Raw genomic sequence first — 19569 nt, 5'->3', positions numbered from 1 at the left:
GGGAGGGGGACCCTGCTACGGTACGACATCCGGCTCGGCAGACGAAGTCGAAGCCGTAGTTCGGACATCGACCAGACGGCGCTCCAAGCCCTCCGCCTCCGCCCGCCCCGCCGAACGCGCCACTCTGGCAAACACTCGGGCGAACCGCGGCTCGTATCCCCATCCGGCATCGAAGGGGGCGAGAAGCTCGAAGGCATCGCCCGGCCTCGTGAGGTCGAGGAGGATCTCCGCCTGCAGGATCGCCAGCACGACGTTCGAGGAGTCCTTCCGCCGGCTTCGCTGGATCGCCGTTAAGGCCTCTTCCGGTCTCCCCTGCCGCCGCCGAACCAGGGCGAGCACTTTGTTCCCCTGCACGCTCTCCGGCCGTTCCGCCAGAAACCGCTCGGCATGCGGCAGCGCGTCGTCCGGACGGCCGCTTTTTTCCAGCGAGTAAGCCAGATTGAGATGCGCGGGAAGAAGGGCCGGATCCAGTTGAAGGGCCTGCCGGAGCGGCTCGACCATCTCCGCGGAGCGATCCAGGTTGTCCAGGCAGTCCGCGATCAGGAGGCAGATCTCCGTTGAAGCCGGAGCGAGACGCCGGGCGGTCTGCGCTTCGCCGAGCGCCTGACGGTAGTCGCCCGCCCGGAAGGCAACCTCGCTGATCGCCTGATGCACGCCGGCATCGTCAGGGAACGCCGCAGCCAGGGCCTTGAGAGGAGCGAGAGCGTCGTAGTCGCGCCCGAGCTGGAGATTGTCGACCGCCGCGAGTCGAGCGGCGCGCAGCCAAGCAGTTGAATCGGGGGAGATGTGCCGCAATTCCTGAAGCCCTGCCCGCGGGTCGGAGCTCCTGAGACGCTCGGCCAACTCGATTCGCCGAGCGTCCTCCGAGTCTTCAGCAGGTCGCGAGACCGTTTCCCGTTTCCCGCGCCGATCTCCAGAGGCCCGGGAGACGGTATCGCGCCAGGTCGTGGAGGAACTGGCGTCCCGACTTCGCCGCCCTACCCACCATCCACCGGCCAGAGCGACAACAACGAGAACGGCCAGAACACAGACCGGGCGGATCACCGCGGAAAACATGACTGACTTTCGGATGCCGGACTCCCGAGAGGACGCGATCACTCACGCCCGTTCGCCGGAAGCGGTCCGCATCCCCGTGTGAATGAACAGCATGGCGACTGAGGCACAGGTCTCACCGTGCCCCGCCTCACCCGGACGATTCACTTCAGGTTGATGTCGACCAGCTTCCCTTTGGCGGTCTGGAGCTCCTGAACGACCTTCCGGAGGTCTCCCTTACCCTCGATCAGTTCACGGTAGTGCTTCACGACGTCCGCCTTGGCCGCATCGCGGGCGGGTGACGCGAACGGGGCGGGGATCGGGTCTTTCTCAAATGCGTCGACCGCCTCCTTCATCTTAGGGTCGGACGCGGCCTTCTTGGCGCCGGCCAGGTCTCCCGTCTGTACGCTCATCACGATGAACATGTTGCGCTCCGGCTCCATGAGCGTATCCAGGGTCGGCCAGGTCACGACCTTTGGAGCGACACTCATCTCGGCCACTTTGCCGCTCGGACCGCAACCGACAAAGTTCAACAGCGAAAAGCCCAGGAGGAGAATTCCAAGCTGACGGATCATAAGAGTTGTTCAGCGAAAATTGAGGACAAAACGAAGGCGAGGTCGGCAGCCCCGGATGACGGAGGTCCCCGGAGTCCTCGCGGTGAGACGCCGAAAGAACGGACCATCGTGCCGTTCTCTCCAGTCATTTTGAAAAGAAGCGGCGGGCGCCTGCCCACCGCTTCCCGACAATCAGAACCGCCTCCGTGGTTGATCGAGGCGGCTGCTTAAGCCCACTATTCTATGCCGCCTTTCACGATGTCTTTGCCGGCAGCACTTCCCATGGCCCGCCACATCGTGATGTCGACTTCGTTGCTGGCGAACTTCACCGATCCATCGGCCAGCAGAACGCCTGCACCGCCGGCATGCGTGCTGGAGACCGGACGGGCGCCAGGACGTCCGCCGGCCGCGATCTGGTCGGCCCAGTCGATTTCATCGCGGAGCGAATTGTTCGGGCCACGAGACGTGTCGGCGGAACACCAACCGGACTCTTCGATCCAGCGATGGCAGCGCTGGCCCGTCATGTCGGCGTTACCGCACAGGTTGTAGAAAGACTTTCCGCGGTAGACTTCGCCAACCAGGAGGGTGTTGCTCGCCCCGTCGAGAAACTCACCGATCCTGCGGCCCTTGTAGTTCAATCCTCCGGAGTTGTCGGCCATCGTTGGCAGACCGGCCATGCCGCACGCTCCCTGGAAGGGGTCTAGGGCCGTTCCCACGGCAGCTCCGGCCATGGCGGCGTAGTTCGTTCCCGCGTAGCCTCCTCGAACCTTGTCGGTCGGATCGGACGGACAGAAGAAGCCCCCGATCTCCTTGCCGCGGACAAGCGCCAACGTGTTGTTGAGTGTTCGGGTCTGGATCCACTCGCTCATGTCGATCTGGCTGTACAGCCCCGTCTGGTCCATGTACGGCAGGAGCATCACCCGCCAGCTCCAGCCGCTGCCGGTGATCCACGCGGAACCCTGCGATTCGGTCCCGTAGACCTTGGCCTGAGGGAAGATCCCGTGGGCTTCGTGATAGCTATGGAGAGCGACTCCGAACTGCTTGAGGTTGTTCTGGCACTGCGACCGACGGGCCGCCTCGCGGGCCTGCTGCACGGCCGGGAGGAGAATGGCCACGAGTACTGCGATGATCGCGATGACCACCAGCAACTCGATCAGAGTGAAGCCCATCAGCGGCAGCCGCCACCGCGATACGGAAGGAGACGAACGCATAATGACACCCGCAAACAGAAAGACGCTGGCCAGAACGGTAAACGGGAGAACCCCGGAAATGTGGTCCTGAGCCTACGTCTAGACGGAAACTGTGTCAATGATTTCCGATGCGTCCTTGCAGAATCGTTGTGAGCTCCACTGCCGTTAACGACGCCATTCCATGTCACAGCGGCCGACCGTCGATCCTCGCTGCAACGCGCCGATCAGTTGGTGGCGCCATTGAGAGGGTCACATTCCGGGGGCACCGGGCAGACGGTCGAGTTCGTCCCGCCAAGAGTGGTTCCACGGTCGGCGGCGAAGCCCCGCTCTCAGAAATGTCGTCCGGAGTTCCGTGTCATCGGGGGCGGAGGCACGGGACAGCAGAGTGCTCAGGAGGTCGGTCGACATCGCGGAGGTCGGTACCTGATCGATGAGAGCTTTTCGGCGATCCGGCAGGGCGGAGTACACAGCGGCCGCCTCTTCCGCCAGCCGCTTCCCGAGCCGTTCCGCGTCCGCACCTTCGCGAAAGGGAGTCCGCTGATAGACGGCGGAGGACAGCACGAGGGCGGCCAGCAGATCCTCCGGCAGCGTTCCGAGCCGCTCGAACAGCTCTCCGCGTGTCGGTTCCCTCGATTCCTCCCACGTGCGCCCCATCTGCTGCCAGACGCCGCGGGCGATCCTCTTTCCGACCGCCTCGTTCCCTTCCCACGTCAGATGCACATGCTCGACGAGCGATCGCCGGCCTGGCGCACCGCAGACTTCCAACTCCCCCAGCATGGGATACAGGTCCAGCGTCGCCACCCCGTCGCCATCCCCCGATGCAACTTCGGTCAGAACGATTTCGCGAAACGCCCGGGGAGCCCGGAATCGACAGCCGTCGATTTCGAGAGCCTCTTGATAGAGGTCACGGGCCATCGCAAAGTCATCGGTCCTCTCCAGGGCTTGCGCGTATCGGTAGGCAACCAGGGGGTGGGCCGGATTCGCCTGATGAAAGGCTTTCAGGATCCGGACCGCATCATGCGTGTCCCCACTGGCAGGTTTGCCGTCGAAGGACTTAAACTCGTACCGCTGCCCGTCAATGACCAGCGGCGCGATCTGACTCGGATCGAGGCGCTCGATCGGCGGTTGATCTCGTTCGTTGGCAACCGGTGTCGCGAATAGCATCGGCACTCTCCGCTCTGCAGCGAGGGCCGCCATCTGCCGCAAGTTGTCGCGATAGCGATGACACGCCACGGCGAAGGTTGGACTCGCGAGCGGGATGTGCACATCCCCGGGAAGCACCTCCAGGAGATCGCGCGAAGGTGTGTCGGCGGGTCGCCGTCGGAACACCTGCCGCAGGAACTGGACGGTCCTCAAGCCGCGGACTCTGGCCAACGCCCGAAACCATCCGGGCGAGAGAGACCCGCTGGACGAGGCTACTCCGCCGGGACCGTAAAACTCATTGTGTCCCGTGTAGACGACGACAATGTCGGGATCGACCGCCAGCCCTTCTCGGACAACGTCGACCTCCGTCGAGGAGCCGATCGCGGTGATTCCGGCGTTGAGGACTTCGATGGTCTCGCCGGAATCCGCCTGCGCCTGCAGGTAGGCTTCAATATAGCGAGGAAATGCGAGTTCCGACGGGAACGGGAATCCCGCCACCGTGGATCCGCCGACAACGAGGATCCGTCGCACCCCTGCCGGCTTGGGCAATCGAAACGGCCGCAGCTCGGGCCCGGAGAGGTCGGTCTCCCCGTAGTAAGCCCGGTCGAAGTCCGAGTTGAACTGAAACGTCCCCGGCTCCTGCGGACTTGGAATGACCAGGGCGGGATCGCGCCCGATGCCAAGCCACCTCAGTCCGCCTTCGAGAACCAGGAATGGCACGAGAGCCAGCAGGACCGCGAGCCCTCGAAACAGCCACAACCGCCGACCGGCGGGCGGACGCGTGGCGGACCGGTTTCGGTCGAAAGGAAGAACCTCCGGCGCCGAGGAGAGTTCCGGTGGGGGCGTCGGGGGCTCGATCATGGACGGCGTTTCTCCCGTGTCTCGTCCGCTTGATCGCTACGTACCCGGATCCAGTGATCGTGGAACGCGATGTGGGGATGCACCTCCACGGGCGGCATGTGGCACTCAACGCACCGATCCTGAGCGGACTGCGGGCAGATGCGCGCCTGGGGAACGCCGGTGGAGTGGCACTTCAGGCAGATTGCCGCGTAGTACGCGGGGTCGCGCTCCGTCGCGGCATGAGGATCGTGGCACGTGGTGCAGCGAAGCTGGCCACGGGCTTTCTGAAAGCAGGCGGAGTTGAGCAGACCGACCGGTTGGAAGCGGGCCAGCTTCGGTTCGCTGATCGGCTCCGGCGGAACGATCATCTCCGGCAGCCGGTGACATCGCCCGCACATGCGGACTTCCCCCAGGGCCGACGCCTGCCCCTTTGCGAAGAGGATGGTCGAAGCCTCCCCGCCTTCCGTCATCGAAGCCGCATGTTCACGGCCGGGGCCGTGGCAGCTCTCGCAGCCGACTCCGGGACGAAGGTCGTCGACGGTCGTCCCCTGGATCTGCCCCGTCACGCTGTGGCAGCCGAGGCATCCCTGCACATCGCGCCCGTGATGCAATCGCCCGAAACGCTCCATCGGCTCGCGGACCTCCTCCCGCCGGTGGCTTGGCGTCAGGGCCAGGATCTTTCCCTGGTCAAAAAGGGAGAATCGATGCTCAAGCCCCTTGGGGGTGTCATCCGGGGACGCGAGCAATGTCAGGAAGGTCACGGCATGCGTCCCCGACCCGACGGCGAACTGAATCGGCAGCGATTCCACGTTAGAGCCGTTCCGGTACTCCGCGACGAGATCATTCCCCTGCCGGACAAATCGAATCCGCCCCTCCCGCTCGGGATTGTTCTCTTCCCGCCCGGCGAGATCGGGAAAAGCGAGCGCGAGGTCGCGGGCCAGAAGCGTCCTGGAATGGCCGCTTCCGCGGTGTCGCTTCGCTTCCTCGGCATGGCACGTCGCGCAGCCGCCATCTCCGAGATAGGCGGGGGACAGCGGGTTCATCCAGCCTTGTTCCGGATCCGACGGGAGGTGAAACGCGGCGGGATCCGGCGGCTTCGATCCGACATCCGGGTTCCGCAGCCCGAGACCCAGTCCCAGCACAAAAGCGAGCCCGACCGATACGACTCCCAGACGGAGCCAGGTTCGAGTCGGTCGAGGGAATTCTGATTGACCACTCGAAGACGTTGTCACGGAACCGGCCTGCTGGGATGGGCGACTCCCATGATAGGGCGAGGACCGGGCGGTTCACAGGAGCGGGCTGCTCGCTCGAAGCAGTTCCGGATTCCGTCCCCTTCGAGTCCCGTGTCCCTGACGTTCCGCGTTCATGGACGCACCTGCGGAACGGAACCACCCAGACGCTCCGTGATCCGCCGTGCCGCGGCATGTTCCGGATCGCGCCGGAGGATTTCCGCGAGCTCATTCCGCGCGGCGTCCTCTTCCCTCTGGCCGAGCAGCGTCCCGGCGAGCGACAGCCTGACATCGAGTCGGTCCGGATCCAGTTCGAGCGCCGACCGGAAGCTGGAGGTGGCTTCCGCAAGTTTCCCTTGACCCAGCTCCGCCTGTCCGAGTGAGTAGTAGACGTCCGCCCATCGAGTCTTGGCGTGCCGAGTGTTTTTCGGGTTGGGGTCTCCGGCGAAGAGCCGCCGCCGCTCCCATCGCGTGCGGTCCCAGTGGACCGCCTGTCGGAGATGCCTCAAGCCCACCTCGGGATCCCCCTGGGCAAGGGCTCGCGACCCGAGGATGTAGTGGGCGGAGTCGTTCGTGGGATCCATCTCCAGCGCATGGCCGAACAACGTGTCGGTGTTTCTCCAGACTCCCACCTGCGACCAGCACTTCGTCGCGAGCAGGCCGAGAACGAGGCAACCGACACCGGCGAGGGCCCGCGCCGTCCGCCGCGGCCGATTCGGCAGGCACCACAGCACGCCGATCAGGACGCCGATCATGGGGAGGTACATGTACCGGTCCGCCATCGGCTGCTTGCCGACCTGCACGAGGCCGCTGACGGGAACCAGCATACCGAGGAACCACAGCCATCCGACCAGCGGCGCCAGACTGCGGCGGCGATACGCGAACAGGCCAACGGAGACCGCCAGAATGAGCCCCACGGCACCGGCGACCCACAGGCGGCTCGACGGCGGGTCGTACATGTAGGGGACGTAGAGCGGCGAGGGCCACACCATCTTCGCCAGATAGTTCCAGACCTGGATCGGCGCGTTGGCCAACCGGAGAGCCAGCGGCCAGTCTCCCGCATCCCGCGACAGCCGTCCCATCCGCTGGGCCGACATCGTGATCGCCGAAGTCAGCGCGACCAGTCCGAACCACGGCAGTTTTTCGAGGACCAGCCGCCAGCACCGCCGGACGACGGTCGCTCCGAGCCGGAGATCGCCCAAGCGATGGAACGGCCAGAGGTCGAGCAGAAGCAGCAGGCACGGCAGGACGACAACGGTCGGCTTCGCCAGCAGGCCCAGCGTCACGAACAGCGTGACGAGCCACCACCACCCTGGCTCCCGCGTCTTGGCCCAGCCGCCGTAGGCCCAGAAGCTCAATACGACAAACAGGCCGCTGAGCACGTCCTTCCGGGAGGCGACCCAGGCTACGGATTCAACGTGCAGCGGGTGGACGGCAAAGACTCCGGCCAGCAGAAAGCTCCTCCACACGTCTCCGGTCCAGGAGCGGAAGACGTGAAACAGAAGCAGGACATTGGCGAGGTGAAGACCGAGGTTGACGAGATGGAACGGCCCGGCTCGGAGCCCGAACACCTCGAAGTCCAGCATCAGGCTCCACCAGGTGAGCGGATGCCAGTTGTCGGCGTGGAACTCGGTGAGGGCTCCCCAAAGAGCCAGCGGATCGAGCCCGCGGCGGACCAGCTCGGAATCCACAACGTACTGCGGATCGTCCAACAGCACAAAATCGAAGTTTGCGACCTGAAGATACGGGAGCAGGGTCAGGACGATCAGCCCCAGGACAAACGGCCAGACCTTCACCCTGCCCCGCTCGCTCTCCTGCTCCGGTCGCAATACCTCGCCAGCCGCAGCCAAGCGCCTACTCGCTCAAGACCAATCGTTGAAGAACTGTCACGCCCCGCAGAGCTTACTAGCTGAGCCGTCGGACTTGAACGCTTCAACAAGAGAATTCACGGGGCTTTACGCCGCGATGCGATGACTGAGACAAAGGAGGAAAACATGCTACGCCCAACACGAAGAGTCCTCACTGTGTCATGTCACCCCGACTTGATGGAACGAGAAGCCCTTCGACGGGAACGTCGAAGGGCTTTTTCATTTGTGGGCTGAGACTTACGTCATCGAGGCGGCGGTTCAGACTGACGATTTCGAGGCTCCGCCGCTCCGTGACGCAGTCTGCTGTAGGCCACTTCTCGGACAGCGCTCGCGAACGTTCAACCACCTTGACCGCCAGGTCGGCCAGTTCAGATTGCGAGCGGTCGACCGCTTCGAGTTGCAGAGTGATCGAGGCCAGCCGATCCCGTAGCTCGGTCTGCTTCCGAGCGAACGTCTCCTGGTCGACCTCCGCGGCGATCCGCATGTCGATGAGGCGGCTCTGCTGGGTGATGAGGAGCGTTCGTTGGCCTTGGAGCTCGGGGTATCGAGGATTGACCTTCTGCGAATGCTCCCTGCGTATCTGTGAAGTCCTTTCACTCGTTGGGGGTGAATCCTTCTGTGGAGATGGTGCGGACGTCTGACGGCAAATGAGGCGCTGGTGAGCGTCATCACGGTCAGCCGCCTCCGATTGCACATTGTCGCCGTAGGCCTCACTATTGCCTCCAAGCTGTGGTACTGGGCAGGCGACCAAGTCGTCCACCAAGAACGCTTTCGGCATTCCGCTGATGGCACTCCTGCGCATGAACTCTCGCGAACTTGTGAGCTGGGTCTGTCAGCGGACGTCGCAGCGCTTTCGCGCGGCGGTGCCGTTTTCGTTGTCGTTCAGACTTCTTCAGGCGGCACTGGTCATACCGATCGTGGCGGGCAGTCTGCGGCTGCTGCTGCAACGCTGGGGAAGAGCTTCAGTCGGCAATTTCGAGATCGCGGCGTTTCTGCTGTCGCCTCCCGGGCTGGCCGCTCTGATCGGCGTCGGCACGATCTCGCTGGGCTCCCTCTATCTGGAGCTTGCCGGGTTGATGCGGCTCCTGGCCGACGGACGTCTCAGGTGGTGGCAGGCATTGCTTGCCTCGGGGCGACTGATTCCGCGTTTACTTCAGCTCGGCGCCAGACAGTTCGTGTTCTTTCTCCTCATGGCAGTCCCGTTCGTGCTGGGAATCGCCCTGGCCTACTGGATGCTGTGGCGCGGGCGTGATCTGAACGGCTTGATCCATCTGAGACCGCCGGTTTTCTGGTGGGGAGTCCTGCTGGCCGGCGGATTGCTCCTCACCTACGCCGTCATGGCAGCGCGCTGGTTTCTGAAGTGGATCCTGGCAGTCCCGGCGACGTTGTTCGACTCCAGCATCTCCCCACCTGCGGCACTGCAGTGGAGTGTCACGCGGACCGCGGGCCAGGAACTCCGCCTGCTCGGATTGGTTCTTGCCTGGTCGCTGATGCAGCTGCTGCTCAATCTCGCTGTCTTCCTGGCGCTAAGGTGGGGAGCATCGATTGCAATCAACCTTGCGGGGGAATCCCTGAAAACGGCTCTGCCTGTGACGGCAGCCCTGTTGGTCATCTTCGCAGTGGCGGGCGCCCTGCTGGCTCTGGTCGCCTCATTGACGTTCGCAGGGCTGACACTGGCATTGTTTCGAGAAGCTGCCGGGAACTCGTCGTTCGACGACAACGACCAGGCGCTGCAGGGGACGATGCGTGCCCCCGTTCTGCCGTGGATTGTGTCAGGAGGACTGCTGCTGCTCGCCATCGCGACTGGAGCCTTGAGTCATCGCCTGCTGGCTGCCGTCACGCTTGACGACCGGCTGGAGATCACGGCTCACCGGGCTGGCGCCAGCCATGCACCGGAGAATTCCGTGGCCGCGCTGCGGCAGGCGATCATGGACCGTGCGGACTGGGCGGAAATCGACGTGCAACTCACCCGGGACAATGCTCTGGTGATCCTGCATGACATCGATCTGGCACGGATCGGGGGCGGGAACAGACGCGTTGATTCCGTCACTTTCGAGGAGCTTCGCGCACTCGAAATCGGCACCGTCGTGAATGAGAAATTCGCCGGAGAAAGAGTGCCAACCCTGGAAGAGATGCTGGCAGCGGCGGGACAGGAGATTCGAATGAATGTCGAACTCAAGCCGCACGGCAAAGCGGACGAGACGGCGTTGACCGAAGCCGTCGTCACGGCCATTCGCAAAGCGAACATGGTCGATCGCTGTCGGATCTGCTCGCAATCCTACCCGAGCCTGCAGCTGGCGCGGCGGCTTGAGCCCTCGCTGCCGATCGGGTTCATCGCGGCGACTTCGATCGGAGATCTCGCTGAGCTGGATGTCGATTTTCTGATGGTCAAATCCGAGCTCATCTCACGCAACCTGGTCGAACGGGCGGCCGCTCACGGAATGCAGGTCCATGCGTGGACGGTCAACGATTCCGCATGGATGTCGCCGTTAATCGATCGAGGGGTTGCCAATGTCATTACCGACGATCCTGTGCTGATGCGATCGCGACTGGAAGAAATCCGCAGCTTGAGTCCTCTCGATCGGCTTCTGCTTCGAGCACGTAGCGAGTTCACCAACGGACGACCGTGAGTTCCTGATCGTGGGCACCCGTTAGAACGGCGACTTGACACCAGTGTTGTCCGCCCTGCCTGACACCCATGATCGAATCGTCCGCGCCTCCGTCGCTCGGCCGTTCCCGCCGCACGAATTCCCCCGAACGCTCTCTTGAAATGGGGTCACGCGGGGTATGATGACGGCATTCCGCGAAGCGTTGTTCCGGATCGGGCCGGAGCAACGCCCCGCAAGCATGGGCAGTCTCTCGAGACGGAGCGACGGTCACGCCAGGTTCGGCGAATTGAGGCCTGGTCAGCTCTCAGGTCAAACGAGGATTGTCAGACGCCGCGTCGGCAAACGACGACGTCGAGCGGGCGTCTCATTCCGCAATGGCACGTCCGTGCAGCGGCCGTGAGTTCGAACTCGGTCAGGCAAAGGTGAGGCCATGAGCCAACAGGCTGCTGCCAGTCCACCGGAACCCAAGCCGCGAAGAGGCAGGATCATACAGATCCTTGGCGTGGCTGTGGTCTGCGTGTTGATGCTGGTCGGATTCGCTCCGTCGATCGTGTCTCACACCGGCCTTCGCAACTCGGTCATCACGGCAATCGTCGCGATGCCGGGTGTCACAGTCTCCTGCGACGAGGCCTCGTTCAGCTGGTTTTTGCCTCTTTCCGTTCGCGGGCTGCGCCTGGCCGACGCGAATAACCAACTCGACATTCGTGTGCAGAGAATCGCGTCACAGCAGTCTCTGCTTCAGCTCTGGCTCGCATCCACCGACCTGGGCGCCATCGAGATCGAACAGCCCCAGCTGATCCTGGATCTGCCATTCGACGGTCAACTTCCGGAACGACAGGGTGGTTCTCTGCCGAACTTCACGGCGGTCGTCAAAGACGCCCGTGCGATCGTACGAATGGCAGGGCAGGAGGAACCTCTGATCGACGTCGATGACGTCGACATGACGGCCCGAGTCGAGAAGTCCGAGGAAGGTCGTATCGTCTCGGTGGATCCCGTCGTCCTCTTTGACCGTCGGGCCGTATCGGCAGCGAAGGTTAACAGGCTGCTTCGGCTGATTGATCCCACGATCCCTGACGACTCGGATATCAGCGGAGAATTCACGTTGGCTCTGAATGAGCTGCGGGTTCCTCTCGGACTGCCCTACGACGAAGCGAAGAAGAAGCTGACGTGTGAAGGAAGACTCGTCGTCCATCAGATTTCGACAGCGGTCACGAGTCAGACCGGGCAGGCGCTGGTCCGGGTCGTGGCGGACCTGAACGGAAAGCAGGCGGCCACCGAGGCGATGCACCTGGCAAGGGACACCGAGATCCTGTTTCAGGTCCGCGACGGTCGACTGCATCATCAAGAGCTACGAATCGGCCTCCCGGATATCGACCCGGCTCTGCAGATCACATCCAGCGGCTCGATCGGGATGGATCAGACGCTCGACCTGGCTCTGGAACTGCCTCGGCTGGATGAAGCTCTCCGCCAGAAAAAGGCCCCGGCTCGGTGTCGCGTGACCGGCACACTGTCCAACCCCAGGATTACGGTGGAAGACGGTTCGCTGGTCTTCCGGCAACCCGATCGCCAGGAACCGATGTTCGCTGCCGACGGAATTGATCTGGATATGCAGGTCGAGACATTCCCGTCAGGCCGTGTGCTGGTGGTGAAGCCTGTCGAGGTCTTCAAGCAGCGGAGGTTGAACCTTGTGGCGGCGAGCGGCCTGTTGAAGTTGCTCTCCCCGGACGTCGCGGAAACGCAGCGTGAAGTCAACGGCGAGATCTCACTCGCGTTCTCCAGATTGCAGATCCCGCTCATGACAGACCGGGACGAAGCGGCGAAACAGCTGCATGCGGAAGGGACGCTGACTCTGCACCAGATCGCCAGCCACGTCCAAAGTCCGATGTGGCAGGCACTGATGACGATGCTGGCCGACATCAACGGTCAACAGCCGCCTCGTATCCATCGGCTGGTGGCCGATGCAGAGATCCCATTTCAAATTCGGGACGGGCGGCTTCATCACGAAGGAATGCGGTTCGGATTCCCGGACATCGACGAGGAACTGGTGATCACGACTCGTGGGTCGATCGGACTGGACGAGACCGTTGATCTGCATGTGGACTTGCCCCGTCTGGACAAAGCCCTGCGGAAAGACAAGAAGCCGGCCCACTGCCATATCACCGGGACCATTGCCAATCCGAGAATTCACGTTGAAGACGGAACGTTCGTCCTGCGCGAGCAGGGGCGCGAGCAGCCGATCATCGCCGTCGACGGGGTCGATCTGGACATGCTGGTCGAGGAGACCGACACGGGCCGAGTGCTGGTCGTCGCGCCGGTGGAGCTGTTTAAGAATACGAAGCTCGATCTGGCCGTCGTGAGCGGGCTGTTGAAGTTGCTGGCGCCGGACGTGGCCGAGACGGAACGACGCGTCACGGGCGAGATCACGCTCGCGATGACGAAAGTGCGGATTCCGATCGGCGTTGACCGCGACCAGGTCCTTCAGAAAGTCGAAGCGGAAGGGACGCTGACGCTGCACGAAGTGTCCGCCGAAGTCAAAAGCCCCATGTGGCAGAGCCTGATCCGCGTTATCGCGGAAATGAACGGCAAGAAGACGTCGAACGTCATTCACCTCGTCGAAGAGTCCGAGATCCACTTCCGCGTCGCCGACGGTCGCCTGTATCACGCGGGACAAAAAATCGGCTTTCCCGAGATCGACCCCGATCTCGTCATCACTTCCCGCGGATCGATCGGCCTTGATGAGTCGGTCGATCTCGATCTGGAAGTCCCCTGGTTGAGCAAGAACAAATCGGGGAGGGACTCAGTTCAGTGCCACGTTACCGGCACCATCTTTCAGCCCAGTATTGCCATGCAGAACGGCCGGCTGGTCGTGCGGCTGAAGGATGGCGACAAGGCCGCTTTGAGCGTCGACAACGTCAATCTGAACTTCGGCCTGGAAGAGACCGAACGTGGAAGGATGCTGACGCTGGCTCCGGTCACTCTTTTCGAGAACCAGCGTCTGACGCCCGAACTGGGCGAAGAACTGTTTCATCTGATCGCGCCGACTCTGTCGGACCTGGCCAGTGTGCAGGGCGAGGTCTCGCTCTCCCTGGAGACGTTCCGCGTCCCGTTGGGGGTCGGCCAGAGCGAACTGGAGAAGGGGATCGAAATGTCAGGCCGACTTCAACTGCATCAGATCTCGGCGTCGACCAAGACTCCTCTACTGCAGACGATGGTCAAGATGGTGGCCGACATGCACGGGAAGCCAGCGTCCGAGGTGGTGCGCGTCGTCGAGGATGCGGATGTCCGTTTCCGGGTTCGGAACGGTCGGATGTATCACGAGGGGCTGCGTCTGGGCTTTCCGGAGATCGCCGCCGAGCTGCTGGTGGCGTCGAAGGGGTCCGTGGGCTTCGACCAGACGCTGGACTTCGAACTGGAAGTCCCAGGGGTCCTGCTGGACAAGAAGGCTCTGGAGATCAAGAAGGCGGCTCCAGTGCGTTTTCGCGTCACAGGGACCGTCGACCAGCCGGTTGTGACCGAGATCAAATCGGATGAAAAGACGACCCAGCTCAAGGAGCCAACATGAGTTCCCTGTTCGTCGCCAGGCGTCCGTTTCGAATGCTGTTTGCGGTCTCAGCGTGTCTGCTGACGTTGACGCCGTTGTACGGCCAGACTCTGCCCGTCCAACAGGGCGAGGTCCAGGCGATCGCCCGTCTTTCGAAGCAGTTCATTGAGGACGAAGCCGCGCGCCAGGAAATCGTCGCAGCCGTCCCCTACAACGCTCAGGTGCAGGGCTTCAATACTCGAGGCGTGATCGACGCTCGCGGCAAGATCTCGATTGAAATGCGGGACCAGGCCACCTTCGTCCTCCAGAGCCGGGGGTCGGCCTGGACCTCTCCGCGGGGTGTGCGCGGGCCGTTTGTGGCCAGCGGCGTGGCGTATGGTCCATTTTCGAGCGAGACGCTGATTCGATTCGACGGCAGACAATTCATTCCGGTGCAGACGACGCCATGGGCCCAGGTCCATGGCGAACTGCATCGCATCGAGGGACGACGCGGCAGGCCGATCGGACGAATCATCGGACGATTGATGCTTCCCGTGGCCCAGAGACTGGTCCCGAGTGCGGAAGTGCAGGCGACTCCAATCGCCCGGTCGTACCTGAAGAACTATGTCGACGACCTGAGCCGGCAGATCGCCGCAAAACTGAACCGCCGGACGCCGGTCGAAAAATCCTTGAATCGTCTGTTCCCTGAAACCAGGGAGTGGGCGTTTCAGATGTCCAGCGATCCTCAGTTCCTCCAGGCGGCTTATGGGCCACAGGGGAGTCAGGTTCCCAAACTGCCCGACCACCCGTTTCGTCTGAAAGACGTGCGTATGGAGCTGTGGCTGCGATCCACGGCGACCGAAGCACGCGACCTGGAGAAGATCAGCAAACTCCCGCTCGCCAAAGCCCTCGTCGATAAGTACATCGAAACACAGCTTCCCGAGTTGGCCGATCTCGGCGAGAACCGATCTCTCGATGCGGTTCAGTCCTGGCTCGTCATCAGCGTCGGAGGGGCGAAGCCAAAGTAGGCACGTTGGAGAGTGAGCGTCAAGGAACGCCGGGTACCTACGAGGATCAGCGGTATGAGCAGCGTCACAGCTGAGTTGGAGGCCCGTTCCTCCGCCTTCTGCCGTCGCTTGTGACGGATCGACTTCTCCATGTCTCTTAAGGCCGTGGAGATTGCCGTTCCAAATCGATCCGCCTGCAGCAGGACGTTCGCCAGCGAGTTCAGATCGTCGACGCCCGCTCGCCTGCCGAAGTTGTGCAGCGCTTTTCTCCGGTTGCTGCCGAGGCGCATTTCGTTCCCGTAGACCTCGAACAGGCCTTCAGGTGCGGAACGTGAGCTAGCCCTCGACGGCGAAGTGATCGCTGTGCGTATTCACTTCGAGATGGTCGCCGCGGACATGGCGGTCCAGTTCGCCAAGCAGGCGGGACGGCGAGATCTCGTCGAGAAAGGGGCCGAACAGGAAGCGGAGCAGCTTCAGCCGGTTCTCGACCGTGTCGGGAAAGCGGAGCTGGTAGTCCGCCCGGGACTTTCGAAAGCGGGCGCCCTGCCGGGACAGTAGCGTTTCGACTTCCTCCGCCGCGCGGTAGGGGACCGGCCGGCCCAGGGAGGCGAAGCCGACCTTCCAGAGCTGGAGGAGGGGATTGTCCCACCCGGCGATCGCCAGGAGCAGGCGGCCGCCGGGACGGAGCGACTCCTGCATTTCCCGGAGCGTCGCGGCCAGATCGTCGACGTAGTAGAGGACGTGGTTCGACAGTACCAGGTCGAAGGATCGCTCCGACGCGGGAGGGAGGCGCTCGAAGCTCTCGATCGCGTGCCGGCTGAACGGGGCGAGTCGTCGCGCCGCCTCCTCGCGCTGGTGCCGCACCGGTTCGACGAGTCCCCAGTGCAGCCGCTCGGGGGGCCAGTTCAACGCCGACGCCAGCCGCCGCGAGAACTCCCCGGTGCCGCAGCCGAAATCGAGCACGTGGATCGACGTTCGTTCGGCGGCAAAGCCCGCCAGGTTCCGGACGTACTCGGCGACGTCGCTCTCCGCCTCCGTCGCATGCGCCATGAAGAACGCGTAGTCGCTCTCGATCGCCCCGAAGTCCTTGGCCGCCGTCATCCCGTCGTTCCTCCTCGCGTGCTCGCCGATCCGCGAAGGCCGCGCACGGGGGAGTGTGTGCCGACCGGCCTCGCGGAGTCCAGCAAGGGATGCCTGACGCGCGAAGCGGTGATGGGGGAGAGCGGCGAGGCTCGGGCGTTGGCAACCCGTGCCAACCCCGGGGACGAAGACTTGAACGAGGCGCGGCGATACCATCAGCCTCGTCGCCGGCGACAGTCCGCGAGACCCCCGTCCCCTCCGAGAACGTTCGCACTCATGTCCGCCTCTGATCTCTTCCGCGGTTGCATGCCCGCCCTGATGACCCCCTGCCGGGCCGACGGGACCATTGAGTACGACCCCCTCGTTCGCAAGGGACGGGAACTCGTCGCCGCCGGGATGCGGGCGGTCGTCTACTGCGGGTCGATGGGAGACTGGCCTCTTCTGACCGACGCCCAGCGGCAGGAAGGGGTGCGCCGGCTCGTCGAAGCGGGGGTGCCGGTCGTCGTCGGGACGGGAGCCCAGAACACTCGCCTCGCCGCCGAACATGCGGCCCACGCCCGGAAGGTCGGAGCCGCGGGACTGATGGTCATTCCCCGCGTCCTCTCACGCGGGATTTCCGAATCGGCCCAGCGGGCACACTTCTCCGAGGTCCTCCGCGCCGGCGGGGACCTTCCCGCCGTGATCTACAACAGCCCCTATTACGGCTACCAGACCCGGGCGGGACTGTTCGCCGAGCTGCGGCGGGACCACCGCAATCTCGTGGGCTTCAAGGAATTCGGCGGCGCGGACTCGCTCAGTTACGCCGCGGAGTTCATCACGAGCGGCGACCCGGACCTGGCGCTGATGGTCGGCGTCGACACGCAGGTCTACCACGGCTTTGTCCGGTGCGGGGCGGTCGGCGCGATCACGGGCATCGGCAACGCGCTCCCCGGGCCGGTGCTGCGGCTCGTGAGCCTCTGCGAGAAAGCGGCCGCGGGTGATCCCGAGTCGCGGAGGCGGGCGCAGGAGCTCGAAGAAGCCCTGCAGGTCCTTTCGAAATACGACGAAGGGCCGGACCTCGTCCTCTACTACAAGTACCTGATGGTCCTCGAAGGGAATCCCGAGTACGAGCACCACTTCCAGGCGACCGACGCCCTGAGTCCCACGCAGCGGGAATTCGTCCGCAGCCAGTGGACGCTGTTCAAGAGCTGGTGGAGCGCCTGGCCGGGACGGGGGGAGACGAAGTGAGCCTCTCCGACCTCCCGATTCGCGTGATCGACTCTCACACCGAGGGGGAGCCGACGCGGGTCGTCCTCAGTGGCGGGCCGGATCTCGGGGCCGGCCCGCTCAAGGACCGGCTGAGCCGCTTCCGCGAGACGGCGGACGACTTCCGCCGGACCTGCATCCTGGAGCCCCGCGGCTCGGAAGCGCTCGTCGGGGCGCTCCTGTGCGAGCCCGAAGACCCGTCGTGCGCGGCGGGGGTGATCTTCTTCAACAACGCCGGCTATCTCGGGATGTGCGGTCACGGGGCGATCGGCGTCGCGGTGACGCTGGCCTATCTCGGCCGGATCGGTCCGGGGATGCACCGGCTCGAAACCCCCGTCGGGGTCGTCGACGTCGAACTGATCGATCCCAACCAGGCGGCGATCGGCAACGTGCCGAGCTATCGCTACCGCAGCCAGATGGCGGTCGACGTCGAAGGGCTGGGGACCGTCGTGGGGGATGTCGCCTGGGGAGGGAACTGGTTCTTCCTGGTGGAGCAGTCCCCCTGCCCGCTGACCCCGGCGAACCTCCGCCGCCTGAACGATGCCGCCGACAGCGTTCGTGCCGCGCTCCGGCGGCAGCAGATCACGGGGGCCGAGGGGCAGGAGATCGACCACATCGAGTTCTTCGGCCCCGCTCAGGCTCCCGACGCCCATAGCCGCAACTTCGTCTACTGTCCGGGAGGAGCCTATGACCGCTCCCCGTGCGGGACGGGAACGAGCGCCAAGCTCGCCTGTCTGGCGGCGGCGGGGAAGCTGGGACCGGGGGAGACGTGGGTCCAGGAAAGCATCATTGGCAGCCGGTTCACCGCCCGTTACCGGGAAGGGACCGCCGGCCGGATCCATCCGACGATCACCGGCCGCGCCTATATCTGCGGGGAGTCGACCCTGATCCGGCAACCGGCCGATCCCTTCCGCCACGGAATCTCGCTGGGAAGCTGATCCGGTTTCCGGATCACCCCGCGGATTGACCGGACAAGACGGAGTCCCGCACGAGCGATTCGTAGAGCGCCGCATGCCGCTCGACCATCTGGTCAATCCGGAACTCCGCCGCCATCCGCTGCCGGCCGGCCTGACCGAGGCGATCGGCGAGGGGAAGATCCTCGAGGATACGGCTCGTGAACTGGGCGAAGCCGACGCTGTCGCCCGGATTGATGCAGTAGCCCGTCTCGCCGTGGAGGACGAGCTCGCGGTTGGGGGGGATGTCGCTCACGACGCACGGCTTTCCGCACGCCATCGCCTCCATCAGGCTGTTCGACATCCCTTCAAAATCGCTCGCCAGCCAGAAGACGTCGGCATGATGCAGGAGCGACGCGGCGTCCGGGCGATGGCCCAGGAATCGGACGAACTCGGAGACTTCCACGTTGCGGGCATGCTCCTCCAGAGCCGCCCGTTCGGGGCCGTCGCCGACGAGGAGGAACCGGAATCGGGGATCCTTCTGGCGGACGAGCTGCGCGGCCCACAGCAGATCCGTGAGCCGCTTCTGCTTCGCCAGCCGTCCGACGTACAGGGCGACCCGGGCATCGGCGGGAATGCCGACCGTCGCGAAGAATTCGGCGCGGGTCTGGCCTGGATCCGCGGGGACCGTCACGCCGTTCGGGATGACGCTCATCGGGACCGACGCGATTCCCTGCGCGCGGTAGAAGTCGACGACGCTCTGCGAGTTTCCGACGAGGTGGTCCGTCCGCCGGGCGAGCCGGCGGTCGAGCCACAGCTGCCAGCTCGATTTCCAGCTGTCGACGCAGCGCTCGCTCACGACGACTTTGACCGGCGAGCGGGAGGGGACCGCCATCCGGACCGCGGAGTTCGCCGCGAAGAGCCAGGAGTGGACGATGCCGGGGCGGCGCTCGCGGATCCACTGCCGCAGCCGGAGGACCGGAAATGGGTCGAACCGCCAGCGCTTTCCGATGACGTGGACTGGGATTCCCGCCTCGCGAAGAACCGCTTCGAGAGGTCCCGAGCGGGTCAGGGCGACGACATCGACCTGGAAACGGTCCCGGGGGAGCCCCGTCGCCAGCAGGGAGAGCTGCTTCTCCGCCCCGGACTGGTCGAGCGTGGGAATGACGAGAGCGAGGCGAATGCGGCCATCCTGCTCCGCAGGCGGGGCCTCAGCGGGTTGGGACGTCAGACTGTCATCGGGGATCGCCATCGGGATGGGGGATTCTGATGCCAGCCGAGGCCAAGTTCAACGCGTCCCCCGGCCTGCGGCTCGGCAGGAGCCTCGCCTTCCCGGACGAAGGTGACAACGGACCGGAT

Annotated in this window: 15 protein-coding genes; 5 read left to right on the top strand and 10 right to left on the bottom strand. The window is 64.2% G+C overall.

Annotated elements, in window-relative coordinates:
* Nucleotides 1-15 precede the first annotated feature (15 nt).
* The 7 genes from VT03_RS05385 to VT03_RS05355 form a co-directional block, all read right to left on the bottom strand.
* Nucleotides 16-795, bottom strand: a complete 780-nt coding sequence (locus VT03_RS05385) for a tetratricopeptide repeat protein (RefSeq protein WP_075092040.1) — start codon at nucleotides 793-795, stop codon at nucleotides 16-18.
* A gap of 401 nt (nucleotides 796-1196) precedes the next feature.
* On the bottom strand, nucleotides 1197-1607 hold the full coding sequence (locus tag VT03_RS05380; RefSeq protein ID WP_075092039.1) for a hypothetical protein: 411 nt from the start codon (nucleotides 1605-1607) through the stop codon (nucleotides 1197-1199).
* 215 nt (nucleotides 1608-1822) lie between these two features.
* Nucleotides 1823-2797: a DUF1559 domain-containing protein gene (locus VT03_RS05375; protein ID WP_082846728.1), complete on the bottom strand. Its 975-nt coding sequence runs from the start codon at nucleotides 2795-2797 to the stop codon at nucleotides 1823-1825.
* A gap of 228 nt (nucleotides 2798-3025) precedes the next feature.
* Nucleotides 3026-4780, bottom strand: a complete 1755-nt coding sequence (locus tag VT03_RS05370) for a hypothetical protein (RefSeq protein ID WP_075092037.1) — start codon at nucleotides 4778-4780, stop codon at nucleotides 3026-3028.
* Entirely contained in the window at nucleotides 4777-5802 is a 1026-nt protein-coding gene (locus tag VT03_RS05365; protein WP_156514307.1) for a multiheme c-type cytochrome, read from the bottom strand. Before VT03_RS05365 ends, VT03_RS05370 begins: the two co-directional genes overlap by 4 nt.
* A gap of 320 nt (nucleotides 5803-6122) precedes the next feature.
* Nucleotides 6123-7784, bottom strand: coding sequence for a tetratricopeptide repeat protein (locus VT03_RS05360; protein WP_075092035.1), 1662 nt, complete (start codon nucleotides 7782-7784; stop codon nucleotides 6123-6125).
* 223 nt (nucleotides 7785-8007) lie between these two features.
* Nucleotides 8008-8634, bottom strand: a complete 627-nt coding sequence (locus VT03_RS05355) for a hypothetical protein (RefSeq protein ID WP_082845961.1) — start codon at nucleotides 8632-8634, stop codon at nucleotides 8008-8010.
* Between the two features lie 7 nt (nucleotides 8635-8641).
* Between VT03_RS05355 and VT03_RS05350 the strand changes: the two genes are divergently transcribed.
* The 3 genes from VT03_RS05350 to VT03_RS05340 all read left to right on the top strand — a co-directional run bounded on the left by VT03_RS05350 (nucleotide 8642) and on the right by VT03_RS05340 (nucleotide 15013).
* Complete coding sequence (locus tag VT03_RS05350; protein WP_082845960.1) at nucleotides 8642-10486, top strand: glycerophosphodiester phosphodiesterase family protein; 1845 nt, start codon at nucleotides 8642-8644, stop codon at nucleotides 10484-10486.
* Nucleotides 10487-11171: 685 nt separating this feature from the next.
* A complete protein-coding gene (locus VT03_RS05345; protein ID WP_156514306.1) occupies nucleotides 11172-14027 on the top strand; it encodes a hypothetical protein in 2856 nt (951 codons plus the stop codon).
* A complete protein-coding gene (locus tag VT03_RS05340) occupies nucleotides 14024-15013 on the top strand; it encodes a hypothetical protein (RefSeq protein ID WP_075092031.1) in 990 nt (329 codons plus the stop codon). Before VT03_RS05345 ends, VT03_RS05340 begins: the two co-directional genes overlap by 4 nt.
* Here VT03_RS05340 and VT03_RS33205 read toward each other — a convergent pair.
* Both VT03_RS33205 and VT03_RS05330 read right to left on the bottom strand, forming a co-directional pair.
* Entirely contained in the window at nucleotides 14968-15282 is a 315-nt protein-coding gene (locus tag VT03_RS33205; RefSeq protein ID WP_075092030.1) for a type II secretion system F family protein, read from the bottom strand. The two genes, VT03_RS05340 and VT03_RS33205, sit on opposite strands and share 46 nt — an antisense overlap.
* A gap of 46 nt (nucleotides 15283-15328) precedes the next feature.
* Entirely contained in the window at nucleotides 15329-16093 is a 765-nt protein-coding gene (locus VT03_RS05330; protein WP_075092029.1) for a class I SAM-dependent methyltransferase, read from the bottom strand.
* 255 nt (nucleotides 16094-16348) lie between these two features.
* On the opposite strand from VT03_RS05330, the gene VT03_RS05325 reads away from it, so the two are divergent.
* Both VT03_RS05325 and VT03_RS05320 read left to right on the top strand, forming a co-directional pair.
* Nucleotides 16349-17299, top strand: a complete 951-nt coding sequence (locus tag VT03_RS05325; protein ID WP_075092028.1) for a dihydrodipicolinate synthase family protein — start codon at nucleotides 16349-16351, stop codon at nucleotides 17297-17299.
* Nucleotides 17296-18255, top strand: a complete 960-nt coding sequence (locus VT03_RS05320) for a proline racemase family protein (RefSeq protein WP_231870603.1) — start codon at nucleotides 17296-17298, stop codon at nucleotides 18253-18255. Before VT03_RS05325 ends, VT03_RS05320 begins: the two co-directional genes overlap by 4 nt.
* Before the next feature lie 13 nt (nucleotides 18256-18268).
* On the opposite strand, the gene VT03_RS05315 is transcribed toward VT03_RS05320, so the two are convergent.
* Nucleotides 18269-19462, bottom strand: coding sequence for a glycosyltransferase (locus tag VT03_RS05315; RefSeq protein ID WP_082845958.1), 1194 nt, complete (start codon nucleotides 19460-19462; stop codon nucleotides 18269-18271).
* Nucleotides 19463-19569 lie beyond the last annotated feature (107 nt).

Source organism: Planctomyces sp. SH-PL14 (assembly GCF_001610835.1).
GTDB lineage: Bacteria > Planctomycetota > Planctomycetia > Planctomycetales > Planctomycetaceae > Planctomyces_A.
Note: the sequence above shows the minus strand (reverse complement) of the source record. Positions and strands in the feature narration are given on the sequence as shown.

Bases quoted from the DNA above. Each gene is read 5' to 3' on its own strand.
- VT03_RS05380 (WP_075092039.1), bottom strand. From the start codon at position 1,607: ATGATCCGTCAGCTTGGAATTCTCCTCCTGGGCTTTTCGCTGTTGAAC.
- VT03_RS05375 (WP_082846728.1), bottom strand. From the start codon at position 2,797: ATGCGTTCGTCTCCTTCCGTATCGCGGTGGCGGCTGCCGCTGATGGGC.
- VT03_RS05370 (WP_075092037.1), bottom strand. From the start codon at position 4,780: ATGATCGAGCCCCCGACGCCCCCACCGGAACTCTCCTCGGCGCCGGAG.
- VT03_RS05365 (WP_156514307.1), bottom strand. From the start codon at position 5,802: ATGAACCCGCTGTCCCCCGCCTATCTCGGAGATGGCGGCTGCGCGACG.
- VT03_RS05355 (WP_082845961.1), bottom strand. From the start codon at position 8,634: ATGCCGAAAGCGTTCTTGGTGGACGACTTGGTCGCCTGCCCAGTACCA.
- VT03_RS05350 (WP_082845960.1), top strand. From the start codon at position 8,642: ATGGCACTCCTGCGCATGAACTCTCGCGAACTTGTGAGCTGGGTCTGT.
- VT03_RS05340 (WP_075092031.1), top strand. From the start codon at position 14,024: ATGAGTTCCCTGTTCGTCGCCAGGCGTCCGTTTCGAATGCTGTTTGCG.
- VT03_RS33205 (WP_075092030.1), bottom strand. From the start codon at position 15,282: ATGCGCCTCGGCAGCAACCGGAGAAAAGCGCTGCACAACTTCGGCAGG.
- VT03_RS05330 (WP_075092029.1), bottom strand. From the start codon at position 16,093: ATGACGGCGGCCAAGGACTTCGGGGCGATCGAGAGCGACTACGCGTTC.
- VT03_RS05325 (WP_075092028.1), top strand. From the start codon at position 16,349: ATGTCCGCCTCTGATCTCTTCCGCGGTTGCATGCCCGCCCTGATGACC.
- VT03_RS05315 (WP_082845958.1), bottom strand. From the start codon at position 19,462: ATGGCGATCCCCGATGACAGTCTGACGTCCCAACCCGCTGAGGCCCCG.